This is a genomic window from Streptomyces sp. NPDC048825 (assembly GCF_043198355.1).
GTDB lineage: Bacteria > Actinomycetota > Actinomycetes > Streptomycetales > Streptomycetaceae > Streptomyces > Streptomyces xiangluensis.
The window spans coordinates 230,539-246,318 of sequence record NZ_JBICUR010000016.1; the positions used below are offsets into that span (position 1 = coordinate 230,539).

The 15,780-nt window shown below is 69.0% G+C and carries 15 protein-coding genes; 8 read left to right on the plus strand and 7 right to left on the minus strand.

Annotated elements, in window-relative coordinates; all coding sequences use genetic code 11:
- Positions 1 to 70 precede the first annotated feature (70 nt).
- Positions 71 to 526 (minus strand): MauE/DoxX family redox-associated membrane protein, encoded by a 456-nt coding sequence (locus tag ACGFNK_RS33545; protein ID WP_393421927.1) that lies wholly within the window; start codon positions 524 to 526, stop codon positions 71 to 73.
- Positions 527 to 690: 164 nt separating this feature from the next.
- Here ACGFNK_RS33545 and ACGFNK_RS33550 point away from each other — a divergent pair, with 164 nt between their 5' ends.
- On the plus strand, positions 691 to 1,254 hold the full coding sequence (locus ACGFNK_RS33550; RefSeq protein WP_393421928.1) for a DUF3179 domain-containing (seleno)protein: 564 nt from the start codon (positions 691 to 693) through the stop codon (positions 1,252 to 1,254).
- On the opposite strand, the gene ACGFNK_RS33555 is transcribed toward ACGFNK_RS33550, so the two are convergent.
- Positions 1,217 to 1,786, minus strand: coding sequence for an SRPBCC family protein (locus tag ACGFNK_RS33555; RefSeq protein WP_393421930.1), 570 nt, complete (start codon positions 1,784 to 1,786; stop codon positions 1,217 to 1,219). The two genes, ACGFNK_RS33550 and ACGFNK_RS33555, sit on opposite strands and share 38 nt — an antisense overlap.
- Positions 1,787 to 1,931: 145 nt before the next feature.
- On the opposite strand from ACGFNK_RS33555, the gene ACGFNK_RS33560 reads away from it, so the two are divergent.
- Positions 1,932 to 2,603: a CDP-alcohol phosphatidyltransferase family protein gene (locus tag ACGFNK_RS33560; RefSeq protein ID WP_393421932.1), complete on the plus strand. Its 672-nt coding sequence runs from the start codon at positions 1,932 to 1,934 to the stop codon at positions 2,601 to 2,603.
- A gap of 9 nt (positions 2,604 to 2,612) precedes the next feature.
- Here ACGFNK_RS33560 and ACGFNK_RS33565 read toward each other — a convergent pair whose 3' ends face one another.
- The 4 genes from ACGFNK_RS33565 to ACGFNK_RS33580 all read right to left on the minus strand — a co-directional run bounded on the left by ACGFNK_RS33565 (position 2,613) and on the right by ACGFNK_RS33580 (position 6,360).
- A complete protein-coding gene (locus ACGFNK_RS33565) occupies positions 2,613 to 2,933 on the minus strand; it encodes a DUF427 domain-containing protein (protein WP_393421933.1) in 321 nt (106 codons plus the stop codon).
- A gap of 72 nt (positions 2,934 to 3,005) precedes the next feature.
- Positions 3,006 to 3,143 (minus strand): hypothetical protein, encoded by a 138-nt coding sequence (locus tag ACGFNK_RS33570; protein ID WP_393421935.1) that lies wholly within the window; start codon positions 3,141 to 3,143, stop codon positions 3,006 to 3,008.
- Between the two features lie 73 nt (positions 3,144 to 3,216).
- On the minus strand, positions 3,217 to 5,268 hold the full coding sequence (locus tag ACGFNK_RS33575; protein WP_393421937.1) for a TIM-barrel domain-containing protein: 2,052 nt from the start codon (positions 5,266 to 5,268) through the stop codon (positions 3,217 to 3,219).
- 81 nt (positions 5,269 to 5,349) lie between these two features.
- On the minus strand, positions 5,350 to 6,360 hold the full coding sequence (locus tag ACGFNK_RS33580; RefSeq protein ID WP_393421939.1) for a LacI family DNA-binding transcriptional regulator: 1,011 nt from the start codon (positions 6,358 to 6,360) through the stop codon (positions 5,350 to 5,352).
- Between the two features lie 400 nt (positions 6,361 to 6,760).
- On the opposite strand from ACGFNK_RS33580, the gene ACGFNK_RS33585 reads away from it, so the two are divergent.
- From ACGFNK_RS33585 to secA, 3 genes are all read left to right on the plus strand, one after another.
- Positions 6,761 to 7,111, plus strand: a complete 351-nt coding sequence (locus tag ACGFNK_RS33585) for a hypothetical protein (RefSeq protein WP_393421963.1) — start codon at positions 6,761 to 6,763, stop codon at positions 7,109 to 7,111.
- Positions 7,112 to 7,259: 148 nt separating this feature from the next.
- Positions 7,260 to 9,197 carry an acyl-CoA dehydrogenase family protein gene (locus tag ACGFNK_RS33590; protein ID WP_393421941.1) on the plus strand — a complete coding sequence of 646 codons (1,938 nt, stop codon included), beginning with the start codon at positions 7,260 to 7,262 and terminating at the stop codon, positions 9,195 to 9,197.
- A 157-nt stretch (positions 9,198 to 9,354) separates the two neighbouring features.
- Complete coding sequence (secA, locus tag ACGFNK_RS33595; RefSeq protein ID WP_393421965.1) at positions 9,355 to 12,150, plus strand: preprotein translocase subunit SecA; 2,796 nt, start codon at positions 9,355 to 9,357, stop codon at positions 12,148 to 12,150.
- Between the two features lie 36 nt (positions 12,151 to 12,186).
- Here the strand turns inward: secA and ACGFNK_RS33600 are convergent, their stop codons facing one another.
- The gene (locus tag ACGFNK_RS33600) at positions 12,187 to 12,633 is read right to left on the minus strand and encodes a lamin tail domain-containing protein (protein WP_386342113.1); all 447 of its coding nucleotides are present in this window, start codon (positions 12,631 to 12,633) and stop codon (positions 12,187 to 12,189) included.
- A 169-nt stretch (positions 12,634 to 12,802) separates the two neighbouring features.
- On the opposite strand from ACGFNK_RS33600, the gene dxr reads away from it, so the two are divergent.
- The 3 genes from dxr to ACGFNK_RS33615 form a co-directional block, all read left to right on the plus strand.
- Positions 12,803 to 14,113: a 1-deoxy-D-xylulose-5-phosphate reductoisomerase gene (gene dxr, locus ACGFNK_RS33605; protein WP_393421943.1), complete on the plus strand. Its 1,311-nt coding sequence runs from the start codon at positions 12,803 to 12,805 to the stop codon at positions 14,111 to 14,113.
- Entirely contained in the window at positions 14,110 to 15,414 is a 1,305-nt protein-coding gene (locus ACGFNK_RS33610; RefSeq protein ID WP_393421945.1) for a M50 family metallopeptidase, read from the plus strand. Before dxr ends, ACGFNK_RS33610 begins: the two co-directional genes overlap by 4 nt.
- Positions 15,415 to 15,580: 166 nt before the next feature.
- On the plus strand, positions 15,581 to 15,780 hold a 200-nt coding region (locus tag ACGFNK_RS33615), incomplete at its 3' end, for a flavodoxin-dependent (E)-4-hydroxy-3-methylbut-2-enyl-diphosphate synthase (RefSeq protein ID WP_388683569.1).

A 15,780-nucleotide genomic window follows, 5' to 3' on the forward strand; every position in this document is an offset into this window, starting at 1 on the left:
CCCCGCGCGGCACACCACCATCAGCAGCGCGGCGCCCACGGCCGCGGCCAGGCCACCGAGACCGGATCGTTCACGGGATGCCGACACTGCGGCTCGCCTCCTCCGGGTCGCCGTGCGAGGGGGCCGGTGCCGTGCGCGCGGAGCGGACCAGCAAGGCGGCGTAGAGCAGGGTCAGGGCGTCCTGGAGCAGCACGAACCAGCTCAGCCGCTGGGACAGGTAGATCCCGAAGCAGCCGCAGTTGTCCACAGCCAGGCCACGGGCGTACGCCTGCACCGCCAGCAGCGACCACACCACCGACACGCCGGTGTACACCCACACCGGCGCCAGGGCCTTCGACCGCGGCCGGGCCAGGAACCAGATCCCGCACACCAGCTCGCCCGCGATCAGCGCCATGGCCGGCATCGTCCCGGCGTCCCCGGTCACCAGCCCGTATGCGGACAGAATCCGCGGCAGGTGCCCGAAGGAGGCGATCTGCCCCAGAGCCATCGCCGTGTACACCGTCCCGAGCACGATCCTCAGCACCATGATCCGACCGTAGGCCGCTTCGGAGGGCGAGAACTGTAAGCGCGCTCACCGAACCACCCCCCTTGCTCCCCGCACGATCGAAGGTGCGAAGCGGTGTTCGCCATCGCGCGAGGCCGCGTCCCGAGGAATCTCTCTCCGAGCGCTCCTCCGAGCCTGTCACGGCCGTGCAGCCGGGCCCGGACCCGTCACTGGAGGCGCTCGCCGACTCGGCGGTGTCCGGTGGGCCGGGCAAGGACGGGATCCCCTCCATCGACAAGCCCCGCTTCGTCCCAGCCGACGACGCCGGCTTCCTCTCCGATGACGAGCCGGTGTTCGGCCTGCAGTATCGGGGCGAGGTGAGGACGTACCCGCAGCAGGTGCTGGTGTGGCACGAGACCGTCAACGACTCCGTCGGCGGCGAGCCGCTCGCGGTTACCTACTGCCCGCTGACGGGCACGGTGATCGGGTTCCGCGCGCCGCCCGGCACTCAGGATCTGACGTTCGGCACCGCCGGCAGACTCGTCAACTCAAATCTGTTGATGTACGACCGGCAGACCGGCTCCGAGAGGCCCGAGCTCCTCGGCACGGCGGTCAGCGGCCCGAAGAAAGGCACCCGGCTGGACACCGTCACCCTGGTGTGGGCCACCTGGAAGCAGTGGCGCACCGCACACCCCGGCACGGAGCCGCAGGGCCGGTCCGCCGGTCTGCCGCTCAGCCGAGAGCCGCGCGCCGCTCCGCCTCCTGCTTGACCGCCTCCAGCGTGGCTGCGACGGCCGCCTCCCAGCGCGGGGCGACCGCACCGCCCCACCATCGGCCCAGCGCCCACAGGTCGGTGCCCAGCTCGCCGCGGTACACGAGCCGCGTACCCCCCTGCTCGTCGGTGAGTTCAAACGTCTCGGTGACCGCCGGGACGGGCCCGCGCACCAAGCGGAAATCGACACGCTCCGGCCGGGCGAACCGCACTGTCTCCACCGTCGTCGCCGTCAGCCGCCCGCCCGCGACGGGGGTGCGGTGCGCGGCGAGCACCATGTCGCTGCCCTGTTCCAGCACTGTGACCTTCTCGCGCATGGCCCGGGTCGCCCGGCCGAGATAGGGCTGAGCGATCACCTCGAATACCGTCTCGCGCGGTGCGGCGATGTCGACGCTTCGCGGGCCGAGCGGGCGCCTGCGCCGGCCCACCCCGAGATCGAGCGGCACCGCTCCGGTCACCAGCCCCAAATACCCGGCCGCCACGCCCGTGCCGGCCACGGTCACCGCCGCCACAGCACCGATCCGCACCATCGCCCCGACCTCTCCACAGGTCCGTCCCTGTCTCCCGTCCGACGTTAGGCCGGGAAGTCCCGGCGATCAGTGAGCGCGCTCACCGTTCTCCCGGCGCGTCGGCCCCTACCGTGAACGCCACTAACCCTGCGAAGGACGGAGGAGCGTGGAGCCCGTATCCGAAATGCCCGACAGCCGCGCCGCCACGAACGCACTGCTGGCCGGTCTGCGTGAGGACAACCTCGCCCCGGACGCCGTCGTGCGCTTCCTCGGGCACGCCGCACGCCGGTCGCTGCTCCAGGCCGTCCGGCGCCCGCGGGCCCTGGCCGAGCTCACCGCCCTGCACGGCGCCATGTACGCACTGGCGGCCGGCAGGCGGCCCGGACGGCGCTGGGTGGCCGCCAGCTGGGTCCTCGCCGTCCTGCACCTGGGGCTGCTGGAGCGCAGCACCCGCCTTGCCACGGCGGACATCCTGACGCTGATGCGCGCCAACCTCCCCGCCCTGCCCGGCGGGTCCGGCCGTGCCTCCGGAGTGCTGGCGATCGGCCTGGATCTCGCCGACGGACGCCTCGCCCGCCACCAGGGCACGACCTCCCCCTTCGGGGAGTACGCCGACACCTTCGCCGACGCCGCCTACTGGGTGTGGCTCACCCTGCGCCACGAACCCAGCCGCGCCGTACGGATGGCGGCGGTCGCCTCCTGGGCGCTCCCCGTCGTGTCCGTCACCGGTCTCGCACTGCGCCGCGGCGCCATGCCCGAGCGGCCCCGCCCCGTCCTGCTGCGCCCGGCCGCAGCCCTTCAGGCCGTCGTCGCCCTCCGGCACCTCATCCGCCGCTGACCGCCTTGGTCACTCCCCACCGTCTTCCGGCGCGTCCGGCTCCGGCATGCCCTCCACGTGTACGCCCTGCCAGAACGCCACATGGTCCTTGATCTTCCGGGCCAGGGGGCTGGGTCTGGGGTAGTACCAGGCCGCATCCGGATTCGTCAGGCCGTCGACCTCGAGGCTGTAGTAGCGGGCCATTCCCTTCCAGAAGCACAGGGACCTGGTCCTGCTCGGCGCGAGGTACTGCCGGTTGAGCGACTCGGGCGGGAAGTAGTGGTTGCCCTCGACGATCACCGTGCGCGGAGTCTCCGCGATCACCCTTCCGTTCCACACCGCACGCTGCATGGCCTTGCTCCTCACCGTGAACGGGGCGGTACGCCCCGGGAGCCCTCACGCTAGGCGGGGCTGACCGGCGGTTCAGTGAGGGCGCTCACCGTCGACGCGGCTGATCGCCCCCGTGAGGATGCGGCACACCTCGGCATCGGTGCAGTCGGCCGGATCGGTCGCGGCGGCCCGCTCCGCCAGACCCCGCAGGACCGACTTGGTGCTGGGCACCAAGTAGCGGCAAGACGCGCGTGGGTGCGGCCGGACCTCTCAACGGAGACCGGCCCCCCACGTCGTCGTGCGACTACTCCGCCACCGGCAGCCGCGCCCCGTCCCGCAGGAACAGCGGAATGCGGTCCAGCGGGGCGTCGACGGTCACGGCCGCGCCACCCTCGTACGTCTCGCCGGTCCACGCGTCGGTCCAGCGCGCGCCCGCCGGGAGGTAGGCCGTCCGGGCCGTAGCACCCGCCGTCAGCACCGGCGCGACCAGCAGATCGGGGCCGAAGAGGTACGCGTCGTCCACCGACCAGGTCGCCTGGTCCTCGGGGAACTCGAGGAACAGCGGGCGCATCACCGGCAGGCCCTCCTCGTGTGCGGCGCGCATGACGTCCAGGACGTACGGCTTCAGGCGCTCGCGCAGCCGCAGGTACTTCTCCATGATCGCGGCGGCCTTATGGCCGTACGACCAGACCTCGTTCGGACCGCCGGTCATGGCCGGGCCGAGCGGCATGCCCGGGACGCGGAAGCCGTGCAGGCGCATCAGCGGGGACAGCGCGCCGAACTGGAACCATCGGACCATCACCTCGCGGTACACCTCGTCGTCCGGGTCGCCGCCGTGGAAGCCGCCGATGTCGGTGTTCCACCAAGGGATGCCGGACAGCGCGGTGTTGAGGCCCGCCGCGATCTGGCGGCGCAGGGTCGCGAAGTCGGTGCCGATGTCGCCGGACCACAGGGCGGCGCCGTACCGCTGACTGCCCGCCCACGCCGAGCGGTTGAGGGTGACGACCTCGCTCTCGCCGGCGGCCACCATGCCCTCGTAGAAGGCACGGGCGTTCTCGCGCGGGTAGAGATTCCCGACCTCCAGGCCGGGGCCCGCCCAATAGCGCAGGTTCTCCTGGAAGCCCGGCTTGATCTCCGGCTCGCAGGCGTCCAGCCAGAAGGACTGAATGCCGTACGGCATGAGGTAGTTGTCGCGGACCTTCGACCACATGAACTCGCGCGCTTCGGGATTCGTCGCGTCGTAGAAGGCGACCTGGACGGTGGAGGCGACCTCCTTGTCGGGCCAGTCGGCGTGCGCCATCGGACCGTACTGCGTGCCGATGAAGTAACCGCGCTGCTCCATGAGGTCGTGGTTCTCGGAGAGCGGGGACACCGACGGCCACACCGACACGACCAGCTTGACGCCGAGCTCGTCCAGCTCCCGCACCATCGCCGCCGGATCCGGCCACTCCGCCGGGTCGAACTTCCACTCGCCCAGATGCGTCCAGTGGAAGAAGTCGCAGACGATGACGTCCAGGGGCAGCCCGCGGCGCTTGTACTCCCTTGCCACGTCGAGGAGTTCGTCCTGTGTGCGGTAGCGCAGCTTGCACTGCCAGAAGCCCGCGGCCCACTCGGGCAGCATCGGCGTACGGCCGGTGACGGCGCTGTAGCGGCGCTGGGCGTCCGCCGGGTGGCCCGCCGTGATCCAGTAGTCGATCTGCCGGGCCGAGTCCGCCACCCAGCGCGTGCCGTTGCCCGCCAGCTCCACGCGGCCGATAGCCGGGCTGTTCCACAGCAGGGTGTAGCCGCGGCTGGAGGTGAGCACCGGGATGCTGACCTCGGCGTTGCGCTGCACGAGGTCGAGGACGACGCCCTTCTGGTCGAGCATCCCGTGCTGGTGCTGGCCGAGGCCGAACAGTTTCTCGCCCTCGTACGCGGCGAAGCGCTGCTCAAGGCGGTGGTAGCCGTTGCCGACGGGGGTGTAGAGACGCGGGCCCGGCCACCAGAAGTGGGCGCGCTCCTCGGTGAGGAGTTCGGAGCCGTCGTCGGTGCGGGTGAAGCGCAGGAGGCCCTCCGTGCTGACCTCCACCGTGAGCGCGCCGACGGTCAGCAGACCGAACCCGTCCTCGATCTTGACGCTGGCCTCGGTGGCCGGCGCCTCGTCGAGCAGCGCGCCCGGCAGGCCCTCGACGACCGGGCCGCCGAGCCGCGCCCGGACCCGTACCGCGTCCGGGCCCCATGGCTCGATGCGTACGGTCTCCTGGCGGCCGCTCCACTCCAGGGCGCCGTCGCGTTCGCGCAACGTGCCGACGGTGGGCGAGGACTGGGCGAGGCTGACCGTGCCTTGCTGGGGCTGGTTCTCGGCAGGCTGATTCACGGAGGTGCTCCCTGCAGGAATGAAGGCGGGGGTGGGGGTGCCTTGCGAGGGCCGGGGCCGAGGCCGGGGATTCGTTGCGTACTACTTGGCGGGCGCAGGCCCCGTGCTGGCCCGTGTCGTCAACTCCGGTGCGATCAGGACGACTTCGTCGGTGCCGCCACCGTCGAGCTTGGCCACCAGCAGGTCCACGGCGCTGCGTCCCATCTCCTGCGCGGGGATGGCGACGGAGGTGAGCCGCACCGAGGCCTGGGTGGCGACCTGGTCCGGGCAGACCGCGACCACCGACACGTCCTCGGGCACGGCCCGGCCCTGCTGGCGCAGCAGCCCGAGCAGCGGCTCCACCGCGGACTCGTTCTGCACGACGAACCCCGTGGTGTCCGGGCGCTCGTCGAAGATCCGGGCCAGGGTCACGGCCATCGCGTCGTACCCGCCCTCGCAGGGCCGGTGAAGCAGTCGCAGTCCCAGCTCGCGGCTGCGGGAACGCAGTCCGTCGAGGGTGCGCTCGGCGAAGCCCGTATGCCGCTCGTAGACCGCGGGTGCCTCGCCTATGACAGCGATGTCGCGGTGGCCGAGCATGGCCAGATGCTCGACGCACAGCGCACCCGTCGCACCGAAGTCGAGGTCGACGCAGGTCAGGCCGCTGGTGTCGGCGGGCAGTCCGATGAGTACGGACGGCTGGTCCGTGCCGCGCAGCAGCGGCAGCCGCTCGTCGTCGAGTTCCACGTCCATCAGGATCATCGCGTCGGCGAGCCCGCTGCCGGTGACCCGGCGCACGGCGTCGGGTCCCTCCTCGCCCGTGAGCAGCAGCACGTCGTATCCGTGCGTACGGGCGGTGGTCGCCACGGCTATGGCGATCTCCATCATCACGGGTACGTACATGTCCGTACGGAGCGGGACCATCAGCGCGATGATGTTGGAGCGGTTGCTCGCCAGTGCCCGGGCCCCCGCGTTGGGGTGGTAGCCGAGCTCCTGGATGCTCCGCTCGACCCGCTGCCGGGTGCCTACGGAGATGGACCGCTTGCCGCTGAGGACATAGCTCACCGTGCTGGCCGAGACTCCGGCGTGCTGGGCGACCTCGGCGAGGGTGACCATCCAGCTCTCCAAGGTGTGTGAAGCGCTTCGACAGCGCGTGGTGCGGTTAATTTCGAGTGGGGGTGGCTCGACAGTAGCTTGGTGGACGGGGGGTGTCCATAGCTCATCGAAGCGCTTCGACTCCGTCGGTTCTGCAGGGCGCCTACGGGGGTGGGGGTGGGGTTTGTGGGCGGGTGCGGGTTGTAGTGGGCTGGTCCGCGCAGTTCCCCGCGCCCCTTACGGGCCCCTGCGGGCCCTTACAAGCCCTTGCGCGCCCCCGACGGGGTCTGCTCGCCCCAGCCTAGAGATCCCGCGGCAACCTTCAACCTCTCCGGTGGCGACCAGGATCCGTACGTCCGTGGCGCCCCCGGAAGGAATCCACATGCAGCACCGCCGGCCCCGCTCGGCGTAAGACCTGTGGCTGCACAGCAAGAACACCGCCGACTGGCAGGACCAGCCGCCCGACGAGATCATGGTGTGGCTCAACCGTCAGGGCGGCACCGGGTCGCTCGGCTCCAAGGTGGGCCGGGTCGGCCTCGGCCGCGCCATGTGGGACATCTACGAGGGCGACATCGGGTGGAAGGTGCACTCCTTCGTCCGGGTCGCCGACACCAGCAAGGCCACCCTCAATCTCGACGACTTCACTCAGGCACTCGTACGGCGCAAGCTGCTGAGCAACGACAAGTACGTCTCCGGCATCGAGGCCGGTACCGAGGTCTTCCACGGCACGGGCCGCCTCGGCACCAAAGCGTTCTCGGTGGACATCGGCTGAAACCGGGGCTCGTACGGAGGGGCTCATCCGGCGGAGCGGTGCGCGAGGACTGGTGAGGTTGCCCGGGATCGGGTACATACGATCCAGTAGCACCGGCCAGTAACCGACTGTTCCGAAGATCCCGACTCGCGGCGAGGTGAAGCCCCTCATGTCCGCACCAACCAAGAAGCCCGCCGTCACCGAGCGCGAGGCGCGCCAGGTGGCGGAGGCCGCACGTGAGCAGGACTGGCGCAAGCCCAGCTTCGCCAAGGAGCTGTTCCTCGGCCGCCTCCGGCTCGATCTGATCCATCCGCACCCGATGCCCACCGACGAGGAGGCGCAGCGCGGAGAGGAGTTCCTCGCCAAGCTGCGCGACTTCTGCGAGACGAAGATCGACGGGGCGCGGATCGAGCGCGACGCGCAGATCCCGGACGAGACCATCAACGGGCTCAAGGAGCTCGGCGCCCTCGGCATGAAGATCGACACCAAGTACGGCGGCCTCGGCCTCACCCAGGTGTACTACAACAAGGCGCTCGCTCTGGTGGGCTCCGCGAACCCGGCGGTCGGCGCGCTGCTCTCCGCGCATCAGTCGATCGGCGTACCGCAGCCGCTGAAGCTCTTCGGTACGCAGGAGCAGAAGGACACCTTCCTGCCGCGCTGCGCCCGCACCGACATCTCGGCCTTCCTGCTGACCGAGCCGGACGTGGGCTCCGACCCGGCACGGCTCGCCACCACGGCGGTCCCGGACGGCGACTCGTACATCCTCGACGGCGTGAAGCTCTGGACGACCAACGGCGTCGTCGCGGACCTTCTCGTCGTCATGGCGCGGGTGCCGAAGTCCGAGGGCCACAAGGGCGGCATCACCGCCTTCGTCGTGGAGTCCGCCTCGGAGGGCATCACCGTCGAGAACCGCAACGCCTTCATGGGCCTGCGCGGCCTGGAGAACGGCGTCACGCGCTTCCACCAGGTCCGCGTCCCGGCGGCCAACCGCATCGGCCCGGAGGGTGCGGGCCTCAAGATCGCGCTCACGACGCTGAACACCGGCCGGCTGTCCCTGCCCGCCATGTGTGTGGGCGCGGGCAAGTGGTGTCTGAAGATCGCCCGCGAGTGGTCGGCGGCGCGGGAGCAGTGGGGCAAGCCGGTGGCCTTCCACGAGGCCGTCGGATCCAAGATCTCCTTCATCGCGGCGACGACCTTCGCCCTGGAGGCCCTACTCGACCTGTCCTCGCAGATGGCCGACGAGGACCGCAACGACATCCGTATCGAGGCGGCTCTGGCGAAGCTGTACGGCTCCGAGATGGCCTGGCTGATGGCGGACGAACTGGTCCAGATCCGCGGCGGACGCGGCTTCGAGACCGCCGAGTCCCTCGCGGCCCGCGGCGAACGGGCCGTACCGGCCGAGCAGATCCTGCGCGACCTGCGCATCAACCGCATCTTCGAGGGCTCGACCGAGATCATGCACCTGCTGATCGCACGCGAGGCCGTCGACGCCCACCTGTCGGTCGCAGGCGACCTCATCGACCCGGAGAAATCCCTCCAGGACAAGGCTAAGGCGGGTGCGAACGCCGGTGTGTTCTACGCCAAGTGGCTGCCCAAGCTCGTGGCGGGACCCGGCCAACTTCCGCGCTCTTACGCCGACTTCCACCCGGCGGGACACCTCGACCTGTCCGGTCACCTCCGTTACGTGGAACGGTCCGCCCGTAAGCTCGCCCGGTCCACCTTCTACGCCATGTCGCGCTGGCAGGGCCGGATGGAGACCAAGCAGGGCTTCCTCAGCCGGATCGTCGACATCGGCGCCGAACTGTTCGCGATGAGCGCGGCCTGCGTGCGCGCCGAGCACCTGCGCACCACCGGGGAGCACGGCCGTGAGGCCTACCAGCTCGCCGACGCCTTCTGCCGCCAGTCCCGCATCCGGGTCGAGGAACTCTTCGGCCGGCTGTGGAGCAACACCGACGACCTCGACCGCAAGGTGGTCAAGGGCGTCCTCGGCGGTACGTACACCTGGCTGGAAGAGGGCGTCATCGACCCCTCCGGTGACGGCGCCTGGATCGCGGAGGCGACGCCCGGGCCGGCGAAACGGGACAACGTCCACCGCCCCATTCGCTGACCTTTTCCCCAGGAATGCACTGGCGTCCCCGTGGTCATTCTGTTGCTTGCCGCATCGAAGGCGAGCGACACAGAATCGACCTCGGGGACGTCGACGCCCCCCATCGGGCCGAGGGGGAATTCCAGTGGCCACTCTCGAGCGCATCACCGGCCGGATCATGCGGGCCGGCGAGGGACGCATGCTGCGCAGGCTGCAGCGCATCGCCGAACAGGTCAATTCCCTGGAAGAGGAATTCGAGGGGATGACCGACGACGAACTACGGGATCTCACCCCCGAGTTCAAAAAGCGTCACGCCGACGGCGAAAGCCTCGACGATCTGCTGCCCGAAGCCTTCGCCGCGATGCGCGAGGCCTCCCGGCGCACCCTCGGAATGCGTCATTTCGACGTACAGATCATGGGTGGCGCGGCACTCCACTTCGGCACTATCGCCGAAATGCACACCGGCGAGGGCAAGACCCTCGTCGCGACCCTGCCGGTCTATCTGAACGCCCTGACCGGCAAGGGCGTCCACCTCGTCACGGTGAACGACTACCTCGCCCAGCGCGACGCCGAGTGGATGGGCCGGGCGTACCGCTTCCTGGGCCTGACCGTCGGCGTGATCAAGTCGCAGTCGACACCGGCCGAGCGGCGCGAGCAGTACGCCCGCGACATCACCTACGGCACCAACACCGAGTTCGGCTTCGACTACCTGCGCGACAACATGGCCTGGTCGCAGAACGAACTCGTGCAGCGCGGCCACCACTTCGCGATCGTCGACGAGGCCGACTCGATCCTCATCGACGAGGCCCGTACGCCGCTGATCATCTCCGGTCCGGCCGATCAGGCCACGCATTGGTACGAGTCGTTCGCCAAGATGGTCACGCGGATGAAGGGCGTCTCCATCCAGGCGGAGCACTTCACCTCGCCGATGGACAAGGAACGCCTCGCCGGGCTGCGGGCCACGCACGACTACGAGTACGACCCGAAGAAACGCACGGTGGCGATCCTGGACAGCGGGGTCGAGTACCTCCAGGACCAGCTCGGCATCGACAGCCTCTACGAGTCCGACCACACGCCCCTCATCGGCCACTTGAACAACGCCCTCAAGGCCAAGGAGCACTTCAAGAAGGACAAGGACTACGTCGTCATCGACGGCGAGGTCCTCATCGTCGACGAGCACACCGGCCGCATCCTCGCAGGACGCCGCTACAACGAGGGCCTGCACCAGGCGATCGAGGCCAAGGAGGGTGTGACCGTCAAGGACGAGAACCAGACCCTCGCGACGATCACCCTGCAGAACTTCTTCCGGCTGTACGAGAAGCTCGCCGGGATGACCGGTACGGCCATGACCGAGGCGGCCGAGTTCCACCAGATCTACAAGCTGCACGTGGTGCCGATCCCCACGAACCGGCCGATGATCCGCGCGGACGACGCCGACCAGATCTACCGCACCGGGGACGCGAAATTCGGGGCGATCGTCGACGACATCGCCGAGCGGCACGCGAAGGGCCAGCCGATCCTGGTGGGCACCACCTCCGTCGAGAAGTCGGAGCTGCTGTCCGCGCAACTGAAGAGGCGGGGCATCCGGCACGAGGTGCTCAACGCCAAGAACCACCAGCGCGAGGCGCAGATCGTCGCCCAGGCCGGCCGCAAGGGCGCCGTCACCGTGGCCACGAACATGGCGGGCCGCGGCACCGACATCATGCTCGGCGGCAACCCCGAGGCGATGGCGCGCGCGGAACTGGCCCTGCGGGGGCTCACCCCGGAGGACAACCCGGAGGAGTACCGCGCGGCGCTCGACCGGATGACGGCGTCCGTCGCAGCCGAGCACGACGAGGTGATCGACCTCGGCGGGCTCTACGTCCTCGGCACCGAACGCCATGAATCCCGGCGTATCGACAACCAGCTGCGTGGACGGGCCGGCCGGCAGGGAGACCCCGGCGCTTCCCGCTTCTACCTCGCCCTGGAAGACGACCTGATGCGGCTGTTCCGGGCCCAGGTCGTCGACCGCGTGATGGCCATGGCGAACGTCCCCGACGACGTCCCCATCGAGAACAAGATGGTCACGCGTGCCATCGCCTCCGCCCAGTCCCAGCTCGAGCAGCAGCACTTCGAGTCCCGCAAGGACGTCCTGAAGTTCGACGAGGTGCTCAACCGGCAACGCACCCTGATCTACGAGGAACGCCGCCGGGTCCTTGCGGGCGAGGACCTGCGCGAGCAGATCATCCACTTCATGGACGACACCATCCGCGCGTACATCACCGAGGAGACCGCCGAGGGCTTCCCCGAGGAGTGGAACCTGGAGCGGCTGTGGGGTGCCTTCAAGCAGCTCTACCCCATCAAGGTCACCATCGAGGACGTGGAGGACGAGGCGGGCGGGCGCGCGAACCTCACCGCCGACGACCTGATCGAGACGATCACCGAGGACATCCACGTCCGCTACGAGGAGCGCGAGGCCGAACTCGGCTCCAAGGCCCTCCGTGACCTGGAACGCCTCGTCGTTCTCTCGGTCCTCGACCGCAAGTGGCGCGAGCACCTCTACGAGATGGACTACCTCCGCGACGGCATCGGCCTGCGCTGGACGCTGGGGCGCGAGCCGATCATCGAGTACGAGCGCGAGGGCTACGACATGTACGCCGCGATGACGGAGGCCATCAAGGAGGAGTCCGTCGGCTACGTCTTCAACCTCGACGCCTCGGGCAAGGCCCGCGACGGTCAGGAGACCCTGGAACCCGGCCGGCGGGACGAAGGCCTCCACTTCAGCGCACCCACGCTGGACACGACGGAAGGTGTGGTCGAGGGGGACTTCAGCCGCTCCGATGCGGTGCCGACACGCTCGGCCTCGACCTCGCGGTCGACGGAAACGGTCACCGGCACGAAGCCGGCCCCGGCCCGGCGGCCCGCCAAGAAGTCGGCCAAGTCCACCAAGTCCGCCAAGTCCAACAGGTCGAAGAACCGCCGCCGGCGCAAGTAACGGCTCACGCCGACGGCAGCGGCGGTCCCGCGAGGTTCAGCAGTACCGGTAGTCGCCGCTCGAGCCCCATGTGCAGTCGTCGGCCTTGACCCCGCTGGGCTTGTAGAGATAGGCGGTGTCGCCGGTGTTGTTCCAGACGTACCAGGAGCGGCCCCAGTACTTGTCGTACGCGGTGTTGGTGCCCTTGCCCGTGTGCACCTTCTTGGTCTTGCCGGGGCCGATCGTCACGTTGCCGAAGGTGTACGTGTAGCCCGTCTTGTCCTTGATCTTCCAGTTCCTCAGGGCAACGGTCGACGACGTCGAGTTCTTGATCCGCACCCACTCGGCGTTCAGGCTCGTGTTCGAGCCTCTGTCCGAGCCCGGGCTGTCGTAATAGACCTGGTAGATGTAGACGCGTCCGGCGGCCTGAGCCGGAGTGCTGAGGAACGTGCCGGTCAGAGCCACGGCTCCGACGAGCGCGGGCAGGGCAGCGCGTATCCGCATGGAGATCCCCCCTGGGTGTCGTCCGATGTCCAGGGAGAAGGAGTATCACGCTTTCTTCACGTGAACTTCACAAACGGCGATATGGCTTTGTCGAGTGATACATGGCGGTAAGGGCCCGCGAAGGGGACGCCCTGTCCTGTCGGTGACTCGATGCGGCCACAATGGAGGGATGAGCGACAGTCCAGCGCCCCTCGCCGATCCGCATCTCGTCTTCGATCCCGTGGCCGGAGACGGGCCCCGGGACGTGGTGATCCTGGGATCCACGGGGTCGATCGGTACGCAGGCCATCGATCTCGTGGAGCGCAATCCCGACAGGTTCCGGGTGCGCGGGCTCTCCGCGGCCGGCGGGAGGGTGGCGCTGCTGGCGGAACAGGCGTGGCGCCTTCGGGTGCGTACCGTCGCGGTCGCCCGGGAGGCCGTCGTACCGCAGCTGCGTCAGGCCCTGAGCGAGCGGTACGGGAACGGCGAGCCGCTGCCCGAGATCCTGGCCGGAGCGGACGCGGCCACGCAGCTCGCCGCCTCCGAGTGTCACACCGTGCTCAACGGCATCACCGGGTCGATCGGGCTCGCGCCCACCCTCGCCGCGCTCGAAGCGGGCCGCACCCTCGCGCTCGCCAACAAGGAGTCGCTCATCGTCGGCGGCCCGCTGGTCAAGGCGCTCGCCAAGCCGGGGCAGATCATCCCGGTCGACTCCGAGCACGCGGCCCTGTTCCAGGCGCTCGCCTCGGGCACCAGAGCGGACGTACGCAAGCTCGTCGTCACCGCCTCCGGGGGCCCTTTCCGGGGACGTACGAAGGAGGACCTCGCGCACGTCACCCCGGCCGACGCCCTCGCGCACCCCACCTGGGCCATGGGCCCGGTCATCACCATCAACTCCGCGACCCTCGTCAACAAGGGGCTCGAAGTCATCGAGGCGCACCTCCTCTACGACATTCCCTTCGAGCGGATTGAGGTGGTCGTACACCCCCAGTCGTATGTCCACTCGATGGTGGAGTTCACGGACGGATCGACGATCGCCCAGGCGACGCCCCCCGATATGCGCGGGCCGATCGCCATCGGGCTCGGCTGGCCCGAGCGCGTCCCCGACGCCGCGCCCGCCTTCGACTGGTCGAAGGCGTCGAGCTGGGAGTTCTTCCCGCTCGACAATGACGCGTTTCCGTCGGTGGGGCTCGCCCGCCATGTCGGGGAACTCGCGGGCACGGCCCCGGCCGTGTTCAATGCGGCGAACGAGGAGTGTGTGGACGCGTTCTTGAACGGCGCCCTGCCCTTCAACGGGATCATGGACACCGTGACCAAGGTGGTCCAGGAGCACGGCTCACCCCGTACAGGAAGTACGGGAACCTCACTCACCGTCGCGGACGTCCTCGATGCGGAGACCTGGGCACGCGCCCGGGCCCGTGAACTGACGAAGACGCAGACCAAGGCGCAGAACATGGCGCGACAGACAGCGCAGACAACCACGGCGGAGGCCGGTGCATGACGACCCTGATGATGATCCTCGGCATAGTCGTCTTCGCGATCGGCCTGCTCTTTTCGATCGCCTGGCACGAGCTGGGACATCTCTCGACGGCCAAGCTCTTCGGCATCCGGGTACCGCAGTACATGGTCGGTTTCGGTCCGACCGTCTGGTCGCGGAAGAAGGGTGAGACCGAGTACGGCGTCAAGGCGATCCCCTTGGGCGGCTACATCCGCATGATCGGCATGTTCCCGCCCGGCCCGGACGGCAGGCTCGAGGCCCGCTCCACATCACCGTGGCGCGGCATGGTCGAGGACGCCCGCGCGCAGTCCTTCGAGGAGCTGCAGCCCGGCGACGAGAACCGCCTCTTCTACACGCGCAAGCCCTGGAAGCGCGTGATCGTGATGTTCGCCGGCCCCTTCATGAACCTGATCCTGGCCGTCGTGATCTTCATGGGCGTCATGATGACCTTCGGTATCCAGACCCAGACGACCACCGTCGGCAAGGTCTCCGACTGCGTCATCCAGCAGAGCGAGAACCGCACCAAGTGCGCGAAGGGCGACCAGGCCGCTCCCGCGAAGGCCGCCGGCCTCAAGCTGGGCGACAAGATCGTCGCGTTCAACGGCGAGCCCGTGAAGGACTGGTCCGCGCTCCAGAACGACATCCGCTCCAATCCCGGCAAGGACGTCACGCTCACCGTGGAGCGCGGGGGAGAGCGGCTCGATCTGAGCACGCAACTGATCAGGAACCAGGTCAGCAAGTCGGACGGCAACGGCGGCTATGTCGAGGGCGAGTACGTGTACGCCGGCTTCCTCGGCTTCACGCCCGCCTCGGGCATCGTCCAGCAGTCCTTCGGCCAGTCCGTGGACCGCATGGGCGACATGATGGAGAACGGCGTCGAGTCGCTGATCTCCCTGCCGTCCAAGGTCCCCGCTCTGTGGGACGCGGCCTTCGGCGACGGCCCGCGCGAGGACGACTCCCCGATGGGCGTGGTCGGCGCGGCCCGTGTCGGCGGTGAGGTCCTGACGCTGGACATTCCGCCGGAGAACCAGATCGCGATGATGCTGTTCCTCGTCGCGGGCTTCAACCTCTCCCTCTTCCTGTTCAACATGCTCCCGCTGCTGCCGCTCGACGGCGGACACATCGCGGGCGCCCTGTGGGAGTCGCTGCGACGGAATGTGGCGAAGGTGTTCAGGAGGCCCGACCCGGGACCGTTCGATGTGGCGAAGCTGATGCCGGTGGCCTATGTGGTGGCGGGGATCTTCATCTGTTTCACCTTGCTGGTCCTGGTGGCAGACGTCGTTAACCCGGTGCGTATCTCCTAGTAAGGCGGAGTTTGCGGCGACCGGGCATTCTTTGAGCCCGGTCGCCCTCACTTGTGGCGGCCTGTGCGGGGGATGTGCTCCCGTGTTCCGGGGTGCCGTAATCTCGTTGGCTGGAGCCCGTCAGCTTTCGGGACCGACCGATCCTTACCTTGGGGTTGCACAGCAGATGACTGCGATTTCTCTCGGCATGCCGTCCGTTCCGACCAAGCTCGCCGAGCGCCGGAAGAGCCGGCAGATCCAGGTCGGGACCGTGGCCGTGGGCGGAGACGCACCCGTGTCGGTGCAGTCGATGACGACGACGCGTACGTCGGACATCGGTGCCACGTTGCAGCAGATCGCCGAGCTGACGGCGTCGGGGTGCCAGAT